The organism is Arthrobacter gandavensis, assembly GCF_015355785.1.
Classification (GTDB): domain Bacteria; phylum Actinomycetota; class Actinomycetes; order Actinomycetales; family Micrococcaceae; genus Arthrobacter_B; species Arthrobacter_B gandavensis_A.
This window is the reverse complement of sequence record NZ_JADKYW010000002.1, coordinates 111584-126958: the sequence shown is the minus strand read 5'-3', so window position 1 is coordinate 126958 and position 15375 is coordinate 111584. Positions and strand designations below refer to the sequence as shown.

At 66.0% G+C, this 15375-nt stretch carries 14 protein-coding genes and 1 tRNA gene; 6 read left to right on the top strand and 9 right to left on the bottom strand.

Going from position 1 to position 15375, the window contains the following annotated elements:
• Positions 1-3: 3 nt before the first annotated feature.
• Positions 4-492, bottom strand: a complete 489-nt coding sequence (locus ITX31_RS00600; protein WP_194781559.1) for a pyridoxamine 5'-phosphate oxidase family protein — start codon at positions 490-492, stop codon at positions 4-6.
• Positions 493-549: 57 nt separating this feature from the next.
• Positions 550-1044 carry a tRNA adenosine(34) deaminase TadA gene (gene tadA, locus ITX31_RS00595; RefSeq protein ID WP_194781558.1) on the bottom strand — a complete coding sequence of 165 codons (495 nt, stop codon included), beginning with the start codon at positions 1042-1044 and terminating at the stop codon, positions 550-552.
• A 79-nt stretch (positions 1045-1123) separates the two neighbouring features.
• Between tadA and upp the strand changes: the two genes are divergently transcribed.
• The 3 genes from upp to ITX31_RS00580 all read left to right on the top strand — a co-directional run bounded on the left by upp (position 1124) and on the right by ITX31_RS00580 (position 3803).
• On the top strand, positions 1124-1759 hold the full coding sequence (gene upp, locus ITX31_RS00590) for a uracil phosphoribosyltransferase (RefSeq protein WP_194781557.1): 636 nt from the start codon (positions 1124-1126) through the stop codon (positions 1757-1759).
• Positions 1760-2270: 511 nt separating this feature from the next.
• Complete coding sequence (locus ITX31_RS00585) at positions 2271-3125, top strand: winged helix-turn-helix domain-containing protein (RefSeq protein ID WP_194781556.1); 855 nt, start codon at positions 2271-2273, stop codon at positions 3123-3125.
• Between the two features lie 150 nt (positions 3126-3275).
• Entirely contained in the window at positions 3276-3803 is a 528-nt protein-coding gene (locus ITX31_RS00580) for a SixA phosphatase family protein (RefSeq protein WP_194781555.1), read from the top strand.
• Here the strand turns inward: ITX31_RS00580 and ITX31_RS00575 are convergent, their stop codons facing one another.
• Together ITX31_RS00575 and ITX31_RS00570 are read right to left on the bottom strand one after the other, a co-directional pair.
• On the bottom strand, positions 3804-5228 hold the full coding sequence (locus ITX31_RS00575; protein ID WP_194781554.1) for a dihydrolipoyl dehydrogenase family protein: 1425 nt from the start codon (positions 5226-5228) through the stop codon (positions 3804-3806).
• A 120-nt stretch (positions 5229-5348) separates the two neighbouring features.
• Positions 5349-5424 (bottom strand) — tRNA-Arg (locus tag ITX31_RS00570).
• Positions 5425-5728: 304 nt separating this feature from the next.
• On the opposite strand from ITX31_RS00570, the gene ITX31_RS00565 reads away from it, so the two are divergent.
• Positions 5729-7624 carry a phosphoenolpyruvate carboxykinase (GTP) gene (locus ITX31_RS00565; protein WP_194781553.1) on the top strand — a complete coding sequence of 632 codons (1896 nt, stop codon included), beginning with the start codon at positions 5729-5731 and terminating at the stop codon, positions 7622-7624.
• A gap of 84 nt (positions 7625-7708) precedes the next feature.
• On the opposite strand, the gene ITX31_RS00560 is transcribed toward ITX31_RS00565, so the two are convergent.
• Both ITX31_RS00560 and ITX31_RS00555 read right to left on the bottom strand, forming a co-directional pair.
• Complete coding sequence (locus ITX31_RS00560) at positions 7709-8179, bottom strand: hypothetical protein (protein ID WP_194781552.1); 471 nt, start codon at positions 8177-8179, stop codon at positions 7709-7711.
• A 4-nt stretch (positions 8180-8183) separates the two neighbouring features.
• Positions 8184-9590: a phosphomannomutase/phosphoglucomutase gene (locus ITX31_RS00555; protein ID WP_194781551.1), complete on the bottom strand. Its 1407-nt coding sequence runs from the start codon at positions 9588-9590 to the stop codon at positions 8184-8186.
• Positions 9591-9710: 120 nt separating this feature from the next.
• Between ITX31_RS00555 and ITX31_RS00550 the strand changes: the two genes are divergently transcribed.
• Positions 9711-11876 carry a RecQ family ATP-dependent DNA helicase gene (locus tag ITX31_RS00550; protein WP_194781550.1) on the top strand — a complete coding sequence of 722 codons (2166 nt, stop codon included), beginning with the start codon at positions 9711-9713 and terminating at the stop codon, positions 11874-11876.
• 36 nt (positions 11877-11912) lie between these two features.
• Here the strand turns inward: ITX31_RS00550 and ITX31_RS00545 are convergent, their stop codons facing one another.
• Entirely contained in the window at positions 11913-12584 is a 672-nt protein-coding gene (locus ITX31_RS00545; RefSeq protein ID WP_194781549.1) for a FadR/GntR family transcriptional regulator, read from the bottom strand.
• 118 nt (positions 12585-12702) lie between these two features.
• A complete protein-coding gene (locus ITX31_RS00540; protein WP_194781548.1) occupies positions 12703-13527 on the bottom strand; it encodes a crotonase/enoyl-CoA hydratase family protein in 825 nt (274 codons plus the stop codon).
• 99 nt (positions 13528-13626) lie between these two features.
• On the opposite strand from ITX31_RS00540, the gene ITX31_RS00535 reads away from it, so the two are divergent.
• The gene (locus ITX31_RS00535; protein WP_194781547.1) at positions 13627-14268 is read left to right on the top strand and encodes a hypothetical protein; all 642 of its coding nucleotides are present in this window, start codon (positions 13627-13629) and stop codon (positions 14266-14268) included.
• Here ITX31_RS00535 and ITX31_RS00530 read toward each other — a convergent pair.
• Positions 14265-15284: an aldo/keto reductase gene (locus ITX31_RS00530; RefSeq protein WP_194781546.1), complete on the bottom strand. Its 1020-nt coding sequence runs from the start codon at positions 15282-15284 to the stop codon at positions 14265-14267. The genes ITX31_RS00535 and ITX31_RS00530 overlap by 4 nt on opposite strands.
• Between the last annotated feature and the right edge of the window lie 91 nt (positions 15285-15375).

Sequence of the window (15375 nt, the reverse complement as noted above, 5' to 3'; positions counted from 1 at the left end):
GGACTAGAGATCGACGACGTCGTTCTTCCCGACATTCGGGGTATCGCCCGTCACCGCACTCTTGCCGATCTTGAACAAGGTGGCGATCTTGGGTTCATCCGACACCCAGTACTCCGCCGTGTCGCTGTTGACCTTGATCAGGGCGATCGACGGATCTTCCCGGCCCTGCTCAAACCATGCCGCAGCAGAGGCGTTCCAGAGCTCTTCGATCTTCTCCTGGTCGTGGCTGATTTCGGCCCGTCCGCTGACGGAGAGGTATCCCTTCTTGTCCTCCACGGCCACGTTCACGTGGGGATTGGCGCGGATCTCATCAGCTTTGGGGGAGGGGTCCGGAGTGAAGAACCAAAGATTGCCCTCGGAATCGGTCTCCTGCAGTGCCAGCGGCCGGCTCACCAGATTGCCCTGGAGATCGACGGTCGTCAGGTTGCCGATCTTCGCGTGTTCCAGAATCTTGACTACGCGGTCTACGCCTTCTTGGTGTTCCGAGGTCATACCTGCTCCTAGCTCTTGGGTTCGGTGGTCGGGTTCCACGAATAAAAGCAAGCATACTTAGGGTTGCGTACCCTGGGAACCGCGCAGCGTACGCCGTGAGCCGAAAAACTCCCGCAGCAGGTGGGCGCACTCGTCCTCGCGGACGCCGGGGAACACCTCAACCCAGTGGTTGAGCCGGGGTTCCCGCAGGATCTCGAACACCGAGCCGGATGCGCCGGCCTTCTCATCCCAGGCTCCGAACACCACCCGCGGAATCCGGGCGAGCACGATCGCCCCGGCACACATGGCACAGGGTTCCAGGGTCACCACCAGCGTGCACCCTTCCAGCCGCCATTCGCCCAGCGCTGCGGCGGCCTCACGGATCGCCACCACCTCGGCGTGGGCAGTGGGATCTCCCGTCGCCTCCCGTTCGTTCCGGCCGGTTCCGAGGATGGTCCCGTCAGGACCTGTGACGACGGCGCCAATGGGGACGTCGTCGGTGTCCAGGGCGGCGCGGGCCTGCTCCAGGGCGAGCCCCATCCAGGCCTGGTGAGCGACTGTGGGCGATTCCATAGGGATATGGTCCCCTATTTCCGTGCGGGGCAGGCAAATCCGCGGGGGTGCGGAGATGCCTCGATGGTAGTTTGGAACCATGCGCGTACTAGTAGTGGATCATCCCCTCGTAGCCCACAAATTGACGGTGCTCCGGGACAAGGACACCCCGTCCCCAGTCTTCCGGCTCCTGACTGAAGAACTCGTGACCCTGCTGGCGTATGAAGCCACCCGCAATGTCCGCGTGGAGCCCGTCAATATCGAAACCCCGGTCACCTCGACCATTGGTACCGGGCTGGTAAAGCCCACCCCGCTGGTGGTTCCCATCCTGCGCGCCGGACTGGGCATGCTCGAGGGCATGACACGGCTGGTCCCCACGGCCGAGGTGGGTTTTCTGGGGATGGCCCGCAACGAGGAAACCCTCGAGGCGATCACCTACGCCGAGCGACTGCCGGACGATCTGACCGGACGCCAGGTCTTTGTCCTGGATCCGATGCTTGCCACCGGCGGCACGCTGCGTGAGGCCATCAAGTTCCTGTTCAACCGCGGTGCGGCGGAGATTGTGTGCATCTGCCTGCTGGGAGCTCCGGAAGGCCTGAGCATTCTGGAAGAGGAGCTGGCTGACGCCAACGTCACCATCGTCCTGGCGTCCATCGACGAGCGTCTCGACGAAAAGGCCTATATCGTGCCTGGCTTGGGAGATGCTGGAGACCGTCTTTACGGCGTCGTTCACTAGCCCCAACAAAGCTGCAAACGCCCCGATCAGTCTCACTATCTGGACGATTGAAGCAAAGCTTGACTTCAGGCGGTTCGTAAGTGTGCTTACGAGCCGCCTTTGTCATTTTCCGAACAGTTCGGTGAGAATGCTTGTAAATCCGGCATTTATTCCGATTGGGGAATACCAAGCATATCGGGCGCAGCCAGGGCGGTACGGTGAGATCGATCACAACGGCGCCTCCTTGGTCCACAATGTGAGACGGGGGCGGCATTGTTACTTGTGCGTATGCCTTTGTTACATGCAATAATCCGTAACGTGAACATCCACACGACAGCATGTGTCGCAGATCTTCCCGCCGGCAGCCATGCCGGCGGCAGGAACTGCTGTCGTCGAATGCAGGCCTAGGAAAACCACCCCCCATCCCAGGCAACACACCCGTCCATCTGATGGGCGCGAACCCGCGCCACTCTCCTGGGCACACTCCCTGCATAGAGCCGTGCAGACGGCAATTCACCACTGAGGTCCCAAAATGTCAGTAGCATCCGGGTACGTCCACATCTCCCTCCGCAATGCCCAGAGCCGGGCAGCAGGAATGCCTGCACGTCCAGCCGGGTTCCCCGGCGCATTCGGGGCGCCGGCCACGGGACAGCAGTTCCCAGGCCAGGTAGTTCCCACGGGGATCCGATCCCCGCGGTCCCCGCTTGGCGAGGGAACGCCCCTAACCGGCCCCACCCCGGTGGTGGCGGCGTCGGGAACTCCCGGACCCCAGCCGGTCGGCAGCGACACCGTCGCCCGCGGCTTCGTAATCTACGTTGGCCTCGACGAGGACACTGCGGCCGCCAACGGGACCACCCTGAGTAAGCTCGCCCAGGAAATCCGGGCGCACGTCCAGACGCTGGTTCCGGGTGCGCAAAGCCATGCTGCCGTTGCGCTGGCGCCTTCGGGTGCTTCCGGGTCGGACATCGACGTCGTTCGCCAGGCGCTGGGGGACCCTACGGTCAACCGGGCGCCGCGCCAGGAAATTTCTTCCCCGTCGCCTGTCCAGCAAAGTGCTCCGCGGCCCTCCGGCGTACTGATTGACCTGTCCCGCCGCGAGGTCCACCTGGACGGCGAGACCCTGAACCTGACGTTCAAGGAATTCGAACTGCTGAACTACCTCGTGGAGAACGCTTCCCGGACCGTGGGCCGCGAAGAACTCCTCTGTGGGCTGTGGCGCAACGCCGAGGAAGTGCCCAACGAGCGGACCATCGACGTCCACATCCGCCGCCTGCGTTCGAAGCTTGGCCGACTGGCCAACACCGTGCGCACCGTCCGGGGCCAGGGCTACCGCTTCTACGAGCACCCTGAAGTGGTTGTCTGGGCTGCCCCGGAGTACAGCATCTAGCTGTCCCTGCGCCCCCCGCCATCGAAATGGCAGAAAGTGCTGGTTTGAGCTCTCAGACCAGCACTTTCTGTCATCTCGAGGGAGGTGAGGGGCCGCCGGGCGGGAGCAGGGCCCGCAGGGCGGAACCCGGCACGCCGATAGACTGGGCCCATGAGCGGCCACCACCTGAAGAAACTGATGCTGCTGCGGCATGCCAAGGCAGACTGGCCGCGTGAGGTCACCTCGGACCATGAGCGGCCGCTCTCCGGCCGCGGCCACCGGGACGCCCCGCAGGCAGGCGTCTGGATGCGGGAGAACGACGCCGTTCCGGATTTCATCCTCTGCTCCTCCGCCCTGCGGACCAGGCAGACCTGTACCTGGGTCTGCGACGAGCTGGGGGAGAAGGCTCCCACCGCGAAGTTGGAAGACCGGCTGTACGACGCTTCCCCGTCCGAGATCCTCAGCGTCATCAATCACGTTCCGGAGACCGTCACCAGCCTGCTGGTTATAGGGCACATGCCCGGCGTGCAGGAAGTTGCCATGCGGCTGGCCTCCATCCGCTCGGATGAGGATGCCGTCATGGAGATGGCCACACGCTACCCAACCTCCGGTCTCACCGTCATGCAGCTGGAGGTTCCGTGGGCTGAACTGGACGGACGCGACGCCCGCGTCACTGATTTCGTGGTTCCGCGGGGCTAGCTAGAGTCCGTACTTTTCCAGCAGGCGCAGCCAGATTTCGCTAATGGTGGGGTAGGCCGGAACTGCGTGCCACAGCCGGTCCAGCGGCACCTGGGCCGTAACCGCGATCGTGGCAGCGTGCAGCAGTTCCGCCACGCCCGGTCCCGCGAACGTGAACCCCACGGGGATCCCGCGGTCCTCATCCACCACCATCTGGGCCCATCCGGTGTACCCGTCCGCGAACAGGGAGGATCCGGCCACGCTCAGCGGCAGGGACGTTTCGCTCACCCGGATTCCCCGGGCGCGCGCGTCCCGGCCGCTGAGGCCGACCATGGCGATCTCCGGATCCGTGAAGACGACCTGCGGAATCGCGGTGTGGTCCGCCGTCGACGCGAAGCGGCTGTAAGCCGGCGGCTCGCCAAAGCCGATCTCCTTCCGGGCACGTGCTGCTATGGCTGATCCGGTGGCGCGCGCCTCGTATTTGCCCTGATGGGTCAGCAGTACCTTCCCCGCTGCGTCGCCCACGGCGTACAGCCAGTTTTCGGCGCCTGCCACCAGTCCGGAATCATCGGTCCGCAGCGAGGCCGGGTCCAGGCCCAGCTCTTCCAGGCCCAGTCCGTCCAGCGCAGGGCGGCGCCCGGTGGAGACGAGCAGCCGGTCACCGGACAGGAGCTGCCCGCCCGGCAGCTCCATGACAATCGCGCCGGATCCGTCTGTGGAGATCCGCTCCGGCGAGGTGTTGCTGTGGATTTCGACGCCGTCAGCTTCCAGGGCGTCCGTGACCAGCTTCGCGGCCGGGCCTGGAAGTGAATCCAGGACTCCGTGCCGGGCCACCATGGAGACTTTGGAGCCCAGCCGGGCGTAGGCCTGGGCCAGCTCCGTGCCGGCCACCCCGCCGCCCAGGACCAGAAGGCGACCGGGAATCTCGCTGGAGGAGGTGGCCTCCCGGGTGCCCCAGTACTCCACGTCCGCCAGGCCGTCCACGGGAGGCTCAAGGGGAACAGAGCCGGTGGCGAGCACGACGGCGTGCCGCGCCGTGATGCTCACCCGGGTTCCGCCGTCGTCCGTTATTTCGACGGTACGCTCCGCGGTCAGGCGGGCCCGCCCGCGGACAAGGCCGATACCGGTGTCCTTGACCCACTGGACCTGGGAAGCATCGTCCCAGTTGGAGGTGAACGAATCGCGGCGCCGCAGGACGGCAGGGACGTCCAGGCTTCCCGCTGCTGCTTCGCGTGAGCCGTCGACCGCCCGTGCCTCCGCCAGGGCGGTACCCGGGCGCAGCAGCGCCTTGGACGGCATGCAGGCCCAGTAGGAGCATTCCCCGCCCACCAGGGCGGACTCCACGAGGATCGATTCAAGGCCGGCGCCGACTACCCGGCCAGCGGCGTTTTCCCCCGCAGCCCCGGCGCCAAGGACAACTACGTCAGTTTCCAGCGATTCAGTCATGACGCCGAGCCTCTCAGCCACAGCGGCCGCGGGCAAGTGGGCTCCGGCACCGGCGCCGACGCCCGGACAGCAAAAAACCCCGCCTGACCGGGATGTACCTGGTCAGGCGGGGTTCTTCAGTGGTGCGCGCGAAGGGATTCGAACCCCCAACCTTCTGATCCGTAGTCAGATGCTCTATCCGTTGAGCTACGCACGCATTCTGGAATATTCTGGAAGTTACGGGGTTTCCCCTGCTTCTTTCAAGTTCTTCCGTGGCTGTTTGGCCGTAGATAACTATAGCGGGGTTCCGGAGAGAACGCCAATCGAGTTCCATTACGGTGAATAACTAGACCGGTCTATATGACCTTCGTCACACGAAAGGGTGCTGCACGCTGAACTACCCCTGAAATCTAGGCAAACTTGGAGTCATACGCCACATAGGTAACATCTTTTCGCCGTTGGAGCCCCGGAGGTTGGAAATAGCATCAAAAAACACCAGTGACCCAACGAAGGGAAGAGTCATGGGCGATGACGCGCGTCAGCTAGTTCTCGATGAGAGCGGCAACGCTGCTCCTAGCCAGTTGCAGGACAGCAAGATCAGGGGGGCCTCCAACGGGGCACCCACCACCCACAGCGGCCTGCTGGCCTGGGTGAAGGAAGTGGCCGAGCTGACGCAGCCCGCCGAAGTCTATTGGGTTGACGGCTCCGAGGCAGAGAACAAGGCACTGACGGACGAATTGGTCGATGCCGGAACCCTGATCCGCCTGAACCCCGAAACCTTCCCCAACTCCTTTGCGGCTTTCTCCGACCCCAAGGACGTGGCCCGCGTGGAGGAGCAGACTTTCATCTGCTCCGAGAAGCGCGAAGACGCCGGGTTCACCAACAACTGGATGGACCCCGCGGAAATGCGCACCAAGCTGAACGGGCTCTTCGCCGGTTCAATGCGCGGGCGCACCATGTACGTCATTCCGTTCGTGATGGGCCACCTCGACGCCGAGGACCCGAAGTTCGGCATCGAAATCACTGACAGCGCCTACGTTGTGGCGTCCATGCGCATCATGGCGCGCATCGGCACCGACGTGCTGCGGAAGATGGAAGAGCTGGATGCCTTCTTCGTTCCCGCCCTGCACTCCGTGGGTGCACCGCTGGAAGACGGTCAGGAAGATGCGTCCTGGCCGTGCAACGAGGAGAAGTGGATTGTCCACTTCCCCGAAGACCGCTCCATCTACTCCTACGGCTCCGGTTACGGCGGCAACGCGCTGCTGGGCAAGAAGTGCTACGCCCTGCGCATCGCCTCGGTCATGGCCCGCGACGAAGGCTGGCTGGCCGAGCACATGCTCATCCTGAAGCTCACCAGCCCGGAAAAGAAGGACTACTACGTTTCGGCTGCGTTCCCCTCGGCCTGCGGCAAGACCAACCTGGCGCTGCTGGACCCCACGGTCGAAGGCTGGAAGGTGGAGACCCTCGGCGATGACATCACCTGGCTGCGCTTCGGCCGCGACGGTGAACTCCGTGCCACCAATCCGGAGGCCGGCCTCTTCGGCGTCGCCCCCGGCACCGGCTGGAGCACCAACCCCAACGCGATGCGGGCCATTGCCAAGGGCAACTCGATCTTCACCAATGTGGCACTGACCGACGACGGCGGAGTCTGGTGGGAAGGCATGACCGACGAAACGCCGGCGCACCTCACCGACTGGCGTGGAAACGACTGGACCCCGGAAGCGGGCACCCCGGCGGCGCATCCGAACTCCCGTTTCTGCACGCCCATCGACCAGATCGACATGCTGGCCGAGGAATACCATTCCCCGAACGGCGTGCCCGTCTCCGCGATCCTCTTCGGCGGCCGCCGCAAGACCACCGTCCCGCTGGTAACCCAGGCCAGGGACTGGACCAGCGGCATCTTCATGGGTTCCACACTGTCCTCGGAAACTACGGCTGCGGCCGCCGGTGCCGTTGGCGTGGTCCGCCGCGATCCGATGGCGATGCTGCCGTTCATCGGCTACGACGCCGGTGACTACCTCAAGCACTGGATCACGCTCAGTGCAAAGGCCAACCAGGAAAAGCTCCCGGCCATCTTCCTCGTCAACTGGTTCCGCCGCACGGCAGACGGCGGCTTCGCGTGGCCCGGCTTCGGTGAAAATTCGCGCGTGCTCAAGTGGGTCATCGAGCGCCTCGAAGGCCAGTCGGACGCCGTCGAGACCCCGATCGGTTTCGTGCCCACCGGTGAATCGATCGACCTCAAGGGCCTGGACATGACTCCGGCCGACGTCGAAGCGGCGGTGCGCGTGGATCCGGCCGAGTGGGAAGCCGAACTGGCTGGCATTGACGAGTGGTACGCCCGCTTCGGTGCTTCACTGCCCGAGGAGCTCACGGCCAAGCTGGCTGAGCTCAAGGAGCGGTTCGCGGCCGCGAAGTAGGTCCTCAAACAGGCATGCCCCGCACTCAGCTGCTGAGTGCGGGGCCTGCCTGTTTATGCTCTGCCGGGTTAGGAGTCGTCCGGATTAGGACTCGGCCGGCGCTTCGGTGCCATCTGCCCAGACGGCCGGCTCACCGGACTCCCAGATGGGGTCATTGAACGTCCAGGCGCCGTTCTCCTGGGAGTACGTCTGGATGGCCGAGATGCAGACGCCCTCGGAATGTTCCGCCACCACGTGGATGGCGTCGGTGCCCTCGTCCGGGAGGGTGATGTCCGAGAACACTGCTACTGCGCGGTTCTGGTCCTTCTGGTCCCGGAGGACGGTGTAGAGGTCGTCGATCATGGACTCGGCGTCCAGGTCCTCGTCGCTCTCCTCGGGGGAGACGGCAACCATGCGCAGCTCGCCGTCGGCCTGCACCACCAGGGCAGCCGGCAGGAAGGCGCCCTGCGCTTCGAGCTGTTCCTGCGTGACACCGAGGGCGGTGCCCAGCAGCGAGTTCAGGTCATCCTGTACCTGGGCGGAAGGTTCCCCGCCGGTCAGTTCAACATCAGCCATGAGCTCATTTCCTAACTAGTTCAAGAACACGGTCGCGGACCAATTCCATCGTGGAAAGGTCCTCTGCCTCGGCATTGAGCCGGAGGAAGGGTTCGGTATTGGACGCGCGGAGGTTGAACCACCACCGTCCGTCATCTGAGGTGAAAGTCAATCCGTCCATCTCGTCCACGGTGACGCCGGGACGGTCGTACTCGCTGCGCACCCGGTCCACGGCCGCCTGGACGTCGTCGAGCTTTGAATTGATCTCTCCGGAGGAGAAGTACGGCTCGTATTCGCGGGCGAGGTCCGAGAGCGGCAGGTCCTGCTCGCCCAGGGCAGCGAGCACGTGCATGGCCGCCAGCATCCCGGTATCAGCGTTGTAGAAGTCGCGGAAGTAGTAGTGCGCGGAGTGTTCGCCGCCGAAGACGGCGCCCTCGGAGGCCATCAGCGCCTTGATGAAGGAATGGCCCACGCGCGTGCGGACAGCGCGGCCGCCGGAGGCCTCCACCAGTTCCGGAACGGCGCGGGAGGTAATCAGGTTGTGGATGATCACCGGTGCCTCTTCGCCGGCTTCCCTGGCGCGGGCAATTTCGCGGCGGGCCACCAGGGCCGTGACGGCGGAGGGGCTCACCGGGGCGCCGAGTTCGTCGATGACAAAGCAGCGGTCGGCATCGCCGTCGAACGCCAGGCCCAGGTCTGCGCCGTGCTCGACTACGGCGGCCTGCAGGTCCCGCAGGTTCTCCGGCTCCAGCGGGTTCGCCGGGTGGTTGGGGAAGGAGCCGTCCAGCTCGAAGTACAGCGGGATGATGTCCAGCGGCAGCCCGGGCAGGATGGAGTCGCCCAGCACCGCCGGTGTGGTGAGGCCGGCCATGCCGTTGCCCGCGTCCACCACTACCTTCAGCGGCCGGATGCCGCGCAGGTCCACCAGGTCGCGCAGGTAAGCGGAGTAGTCGCCGAGGACGTCCCGCACGCTGATCTGGCCCGGAGCCTCCACGGAGTTGATCACCCCGTCGTTGAGGTAGCGCTCCGCGGCTGCCTGGATTTCCTTCAGCCCGGTTTCCGAAGAGATCGGAATAGCTCCGGCCTTGGCCATCTTGATGCCGTTGTACTGGGCCGGGTTGTGGCTGGCGGTAAAAGTCACGCCCGCCGCGTTCAGCGAGCCGCAGGCGTAGTACAGCTCATCGGTGGAGATGAGGTCCAGCAGCAGGACGTAGGCTCCGCGCGCGGTGGCACCGGCGGCGAAGTCCTTAACGAACTCGGGGGAGGACTGGCGCATGTCCCCGCCCACCAGGACGGTCTCCCCGGCCAGGCCAAGGACATCGACAAAGGCAGCGCCGACGGCCTTGACGATTTCCGGGGTGATGGTCTCGCCAACAACACCTCGGACGTCATAGGCCTTGAAGGAGGCAGAAAGATCGAATGCAGTAGTCACGCCTTGCAGTCTATAGCGGGCGCGCTGCAGGCCGGAGCACACCGGTTGAGGGCAAAGGTTTTCCACAATCTCTTTCCCCGGCGTCCGAACCTGTCCGTGGCGGCTGGAATAGTGGAAGGTATGGAACCGGTATCCGCCCAGCACACCACAGTCCCTCCCGTTTCACGCGAACCGGACGACGCCGCTGCCCTGCGCTCGGAAGCAACAGCCCTGCTCCGCGCACTGGTGGGCAGGGACGACGCCGAGTTCCACGAAGGGCAGTACGAGGCGATTGAGGCCCTGGTCAGGGGAGGAAGACGTGCGCTGGTGGTCCAGCGCACCGGCTGGGGCAAGTCCGCCGTCTACTTCGTGGCCAGCCTGCTGCTGCGCGCCCGGGGTGCCGGGCCGACTCTGATCGTCTCTCCGCTGCTTGCGCTGATGCGGGACCAGGTTGCCGCCGCCGCCCGGGCAGGCGTCCGCGCCGCCGCCATCAACTCGGCCAACCAGCTCGAATGGCAGGACATCTCCGCCCGCCTGGAAGCGGACACCGTGGATGTGCTCCTTGTCTCCCCGGAACGGCTGAACAACCCCGGGTTCCGGGAGAACCACCTGCCTGAACTGGTCCGCCGCTCCGGGCTGCTGGTGATCGATGAAGCCCACTGCATCTCCGACTGGGGCCACGACTTCCGGCCGGACTACCGCCGCATCCGGCACCTGATTGAACAGCTTCCGCACTCCGTGCCCGTCCTCGCCACCACGGCCACCGCGAACTCCCGGGTGGTCAAGGACGTGGAGGAGCAGCTCGCTGCCGGCGGGGAAGAGGTCTTTACCATCCGCGGCGCCCTGGCCCGGGACTCCCTCCGCCTCGGCATGCTCCGGCTGCCCAGCCCGCGCAGCAGGCTCGCGTGGCTGCTGACCCACATCGACGAGCTTCCCGGCAGCGGCATCATCTATGCGCTCACGGTCTCTGCCGCGGAGGACACCGCCCGGCTGCTGCAGAAGGCGGGGCATCCCGTCCTCGCCTACACCGGCCGCACGGATCCGGCAGACCGGGAGGCAGCCGAAGCCGCCCTGAAGAACAACGAGGTCAAGGCGCTGGTGGCCACCAGCGCGCTGGGCATGGGCTTCGACAAACCGGACCTGGGTTTCGTGGTCCACCTGGGTGCCCCATCGTCCCCCGTTGCGTACTACCAGCAGGTTGGCCGTGCCGGCCGCGGTACCCCCAACGCCGACGTACTGCTGCTGCCCGGTGCCGAGGATCGGGATATCTGGGAGTACTTCGCCACGTCCTCCATGCCGTCGGAAGGCCCGGCGAATGCGGTGCTGCGTGAGCTCGCCGACGGATCGGTGCTTTCCACCGGTGCGCTCGAAACCCTGGTGAACCTGAAGCGCTCACCGCTGGAACTGCTGCTGAAGGTGCTCGCCGTGGACGGCGCAGTCGAGCGCGTCACCGGCGGCTGGCGGGGGACCGGCCGGCAGTGGAGCTATGACAGGGAACGCTACGAGCGGATCGCTGCCGCCCGGGTTCGGGAACAGCAGGCCATGCTGGACTACGAGAACACCAGCGGCTGCCGGATGGAGTTCCTTTCCCGGCAGCTGGATGATCCTGCGGCTGCGCGGTGTGGCCGCTGCGACAACTGCGCCGGGCGCTGGTACTCGGACGAGGTCGCCGGCGATGCCGCAGACAGTGCCGGGCAGGCCCTGGCCCGGGTGGGCGTGGACATCGATCCGCGCGGCATGTACCCCAGCGGTATGGGCAGGCTGGGGGTGCCGGTCAAGGGAAAGATCAAACCCGACGCCGCCGTCTCCACCGGACGCGCGCTCGCCCGCCTGACGGACCTTGGCTGGGGCGGACGGCTGCGTGAGATCTTCGGCCCCGGCGCCGAGGACACCCGGGTGGACCAAGCGCTGCTGAACGGTTGCGTCCAGGTGCTGGCCCAATGGGGCTGGTCCCAGCGGCCGGTGGCGATCGTATCCGTACCCAGCCGGACCCGACCTCAGCTGGTGGGGTCCCTCGCCCAGGGGCTCTCCGAGCTGGGCCGCATCCCATACCTGGGAGCCCTGCAGCTGCCGCATGGCGGACCATCCGGCGGACCCGGCGGCAACAGCGCGTTCCGGCTGGCTTCGGTCTGGGAACAGTTCGCGGTTCCGCCTGAGGGCGCCGCATGGTTCGCGGAGAATCCCGGGCCGGTGCTGCTGGTGGATGACTTCGCGGACAGCCGCTGGACCCTCACCGAAGCCGGCCGTACCCTGCGCCTGGCCGGCGTTGAATCCGTCCTGCCGTTTGTGCTGGCGCTGAAGGCCTGAGCGGGGGCCGGCCTGGAACGGCGGTCAGGAGCGGGCCTAAGCGACGGCGCGGATCCGGGATTCCACGCCGCTGACGTGCACTGTCATCAGCGCGCGGGCGAGGTCCGGATCCCCGGCAGTGATGGCGGCGGCAATGGCGCCGTGCTCGGCAAGCGTGGCGGATACGGCCTTGTCCTGCACCAGGCCGTTCCAGATCCGGCCGCGCAGGGTGCCGGCGGCGAGTCCCTCGAGCAGGCCGTGCAGATAGGCGTTCCCGGAGGCTTTGGCGACGAGGGCATGGAACGCGAGGTCGTGGGCAATCAGGTCTTCGACGCTGGAGCCATCCCCCACCGCGGCCAGACACGTTCGGAGCTCCGCGGCCGTGCCCGGCGTGATACGCCGGGCTGCGAGGGACGCTGATCCCGGCTCCAGGATGCGCCGCACTTCCAGGAGTTCCGCAGCTGCCCCTTCCTGGTGCAGGTCCACCACGAAGGACAAGGTTTCCATCAGAATGGCCGGTTCGAGGCTGGTGACGTAGGTGCCGTCGCCCCGGCGCACATCCAGTACCCGGGCCAGTTCCAGAGCCTTGACCGCTTCGCGCAATGAACTGCGGGACAGCCCGAGGCGTTCACTGAGTTCCTTCTCCGGAGGAATCCGGTCACCGGCCTTCAGCTCACCGCTGGTGAGCATTGCCTTGATTTTGGTGATCGCCTCGTCCGTTACTGCCATGCCCCAAGTCTAGTTCTGGCAGCTCGCCGCCTTTCCCTCCCCCACCGAGATAGCAGAAACTGCTCGTTACAGGCCGGATACGGGCAGTTTCTGTCATCTCGATGGTTGGGGGGGCTGGCTAGTCCCCGGTAAAGACAGCGGGGCGGCGCTCGGCGAACGCCGTACTGGCCTCGGCGAAGTCCCGGCTGGGAAGGAACGCAGTGTTCCATACCTGCACATAGTCCAGCCCGGCCTGCGCTGCCGGTTCACTGCCCTGGTTCAGGACCTGTTTCACGCCCTGTACCACCAGCGGGGGGTTTGCCGCGATCTGCGCGGCCAGTTCACGGCCGCGCCCGACGACGTCGTCCGCCAGTTCCGTGACCAGTCCCAGTTCAAGGGCGCGCTGGGCAGCGAAGTCTTCACCCGTCAGGGCCAGGTGCCGGGTCGCCCCGGAACCACTAATGCCGGGCAGCCGCTGCAGTGATCCGAGGTCCGCGACGATCCCGACCTTGACCTCCCGGATACTGAACTTCGCTGCCGGAGAGGCGATCCGGATATCCGCCGCCGCGATCACGTCCACACCGCCGCCGATGCACCAGCCCTCGACCGCTGCGATCACGGGTTTGCTGCAGCGTGCCACGGAACTCACGGCGTCCTGCAGTGCCTTGATCCGGTGCCGGAACTCCGCACGCAGGCGCGCGTCCGTTCCGCGGGATTGAAGAAGGGGACGGAACACGGGCTCCATCGTCGGAAGGTCCAGGCCATAGCTGAAGTTCTCCCCGGACCCGTAGAGCAGGACCGCCCGAACATCCTCGTCCGCGTCCAGCTCGGCGAAGACCCGGGGCAGTTCAGCCCAGAAATCCGGACCCATGGCGTTGCCCTTGGACGGGCCGAGCAGCTTCACCTCAGCGATGCCTCCGTCCAGTGTGACGTGCAGGGACCTCAGATCGGATTCGGTTTTCATGGCGTCCTTACGGGGTGGGGTGGCGCGGCGGATGTGTCCTGCGCGCCAATATACCGGCGGCACAGCCAAGCCCTGCCGGGATAAAGCTAGGATCGAGGTATGGAGTTTGTGGTCATTGTCCTGTTCGTCACTGCGATCGTGCTCGTGAACTTTCTGGTCGGACGCGCCCAGCGCAAGCGCGCCGGCGGTCCGGCCGCTGACAAGCCTGCGCAATCCGGCACCGGCAGTTCGGGCAAGCCGCTCCGCGCCCCGGCCGGAACGTCTCTGGAGGCGGCGCGTGAGGCCGCAGCGCAGCTGGACGAGAAAGGCCACCAGCAGGTCTACGCTGCGATTGCCCAGGGCCAGCCGATCCGCGCCATCCAGATCTATGCCCGGAACACCGGCTGCGGCCTGCGTGCAGCCAGCGCCGCAGTAGCCTCCATGGCCTCACATCCGGTTCCCTTCTCCCGCCCCCGGACGGAGCAGCCTCCGGCCACGGATGCCGGCGCCCCCGGCGCGGCCCCTGCCGAATCCGCGGATTCGACGAAGCCCGAAACGCCGGAGACCGAGGCCGAAGAGAGGCATGAAACTGCAGCCCCGGACGCTGCTGCGCGCAGCGCGGCCGCGGCCCCGGCCGCATCAGAGAACGGAGCGGCGGGGAAGGATAAGCCGGCAGAAAAGGCGAAGGACAAGGAGGGCGCTGCCCCCGACGACGCCGAGATCAGCCGATGGGCGCAGAACCTGCGCCCCGAGGACTTCTAGAGCTTCCGGGAACGCTGGATGAGCCCGTCATGGCCGTAGGGATAGTTGCCCACAGCCGGGGCGCTGGCGTCATTCAGCCGACGGATTTCCGCCGGGCTTAGTTCCAGCTGCGCTGCCTGCAGGTTGCCGTCCAGCTGGTCCGGGGTCCGTGCCCCCAGAATCACGGAGGTGACCCCGGGGCGCCCGGCCAGCCAGGCGAGGGACACCTGGGCCGGCGTCGCGCCATGGGCCGCGGCGATCTGGTGCACAGCTTCCAGCACGTCCCATGTCTGCGGGTTCGAGCTGCGCAGGTCCCAGCCCTGGAACTGCCGCGCCGGGTTCTCGCCCACGCGGGTGTTGCCGGACGGAACGGTTTCGCGGTGGTATTTGCCCGTGAGCCAGCCGCCGGCCAAGGGAGACCAGGGGAGCAGGCCCAGACCGGCGTCGAGCGCTGCCGGCACAATCTCCGATTCGATTTCCCGCTCCAGCAGGTTGTACTGCGGCTGCAGGGTCACCGGGGGCTGCCAGTTGTGCAGCTTCGCCATCCAGACTGCCTTGGTGAGCTGCCATCCGGTGAAGTTGGAGAAACCGTAGTAGCTGATCAGGCCGGAGGTGACAGCGTCCTGCAGGAAGCCCAGGCTCTCCTCCAGGGGCGTCAGGGGATCCCAGGAATGCAGCTGATACAGGTCGATGTGGTCGACCCCCAGCCGACGCAGCGATGCTTCGAGGGCGCGGCGCAGATGACGGCGCGAATTGCCGGCGTCGTTCGCGTTCTCACCGGTGGGGAAGCGGGCCTTGGTGGCCAGGACCATGGTGTTGCGCGCTGTCTGGTTGGCGTGCAGCCACTTGCCGACGATTTCTTCCGAGGCGCCCGCGTTGTAAATGTCCGCAGTGTCGATGAAGTTGCCGCCCGCCGCCAGATAATCCTCCAGCATCCGGTGCGAGGTTTTTTCATCGGTTTCATTGCCAAACGTCATGGTGCCTAGGGCGTAGTTGCTGACAGCCGTTCCGCTGTTGCCCAGCAGGCGCATCTCCATGGGTAAATCCTTCCGATCCGGTTCGCAGGTGGTGCGCTCCAGCCTATGCCCCTTCCGGCCGCTCGGAACAGGCTGCGCTCCAGGCGTGGTT

What these genes read in the sequence shown, in the direction of transcription:
- ITX31_RS00600 (WP_194781559.1), bottom strand. Translation starts at nt 492, where the DNA reads ATGACCTCGGAACACCAAGAAGGCGTAGACCGCGTAGTCAAGATTCTG.
- tadA (WP_194781558.1), bottom strand. Translation starts at nt 1,044, where the DNA reads ATGGAATCGCCCACAGTCGCTCACCAGGCCTGGATGGGGCTCGCCCTG.
- upp (WP_194781557.1), top strand. Translation starts at nt 1,124, where the DNA reads ATGCGCGTACTAGTAGTGGATCATCCCCTCGTAGCCCACAAATTGACG.
- ITX31_RS00585 (WP_194781556.1), top strand. Translation starts at nt 2,271, where the DNA reads ATGTCAGTAGCATCCGGGTACGTCCACATCTCCCTCCGCAATGCCCAG.
- ITX31_RS00580 (WP_194781555.1), top strand. Translation starts at nt 3,276, where the DNA reads ATGAGCGGCCACCACCTGAAGAAACTGATGCTGCTGCGGCATGCCAAG.
- ITX31_RS00575 (WP_194781554.1), bottom strand. Translation starts at nt 5,228, where the DNA reads ATGACTGAATCGCTGGAAACTGACGTAGTTGTCCTTGGCGCCGGGGCT.
- ITX31_RS00565 (WP_194781553.1), top strand. Translation starts at nt 5,729, where the DNA reads ATGGGCGATGACGCGCGTCAGCTAGTTCTCGATGAGAGCGGCAACGCT.
- ITX31_RS00560 (WP_194781552.1), bottom strand. Translation starts at nt 8,179, where the DNA reads ATGGCTGATGTTGAACTGACCGGCGGGGAACCTTCCGCCCAGGTACAG.
- ITX31_RS00550 (WP_194781550.1), top strand. Translation starts at nt 9,711, where the DNA reads ATGGAACCGGTATCCGCCCAGCACACCACAGTCCCTCCCGTTTCACGC.
- ITX31_RS00545 (WP_194781549.1), bottom strand. Translation starts at nt 12,584, where the DNA reads ATGGCAGTAACGGACGAGGCGATCACCAAAATCAAGGCAATGCTCACC.
- ITX31_RS00540 (WP_194781548.1), bottom strand. Translation starts at nt 13,527, where the DNA reads ATGAAAACCGAATCCGATCTGAGGTCCCTGCACGTCACACTGGACGGA.
- ITX31_RS00535 (WP_194781547.1), top strand. Translation starts at nt 13,627, where the DNA reads ATGGAGTTTGTGGTCATTGTCCTGTTCGTCACTGCGATCGTGCTCGTG.
- ITX31_RS00530 (WP_194781546.1), bottom strand. Translation starts at nt 15,284, where the DNA reads ATGGAGATGCGCCTGCTGGGCAACAGCGGAACGGCTGTCAGCAACTAC.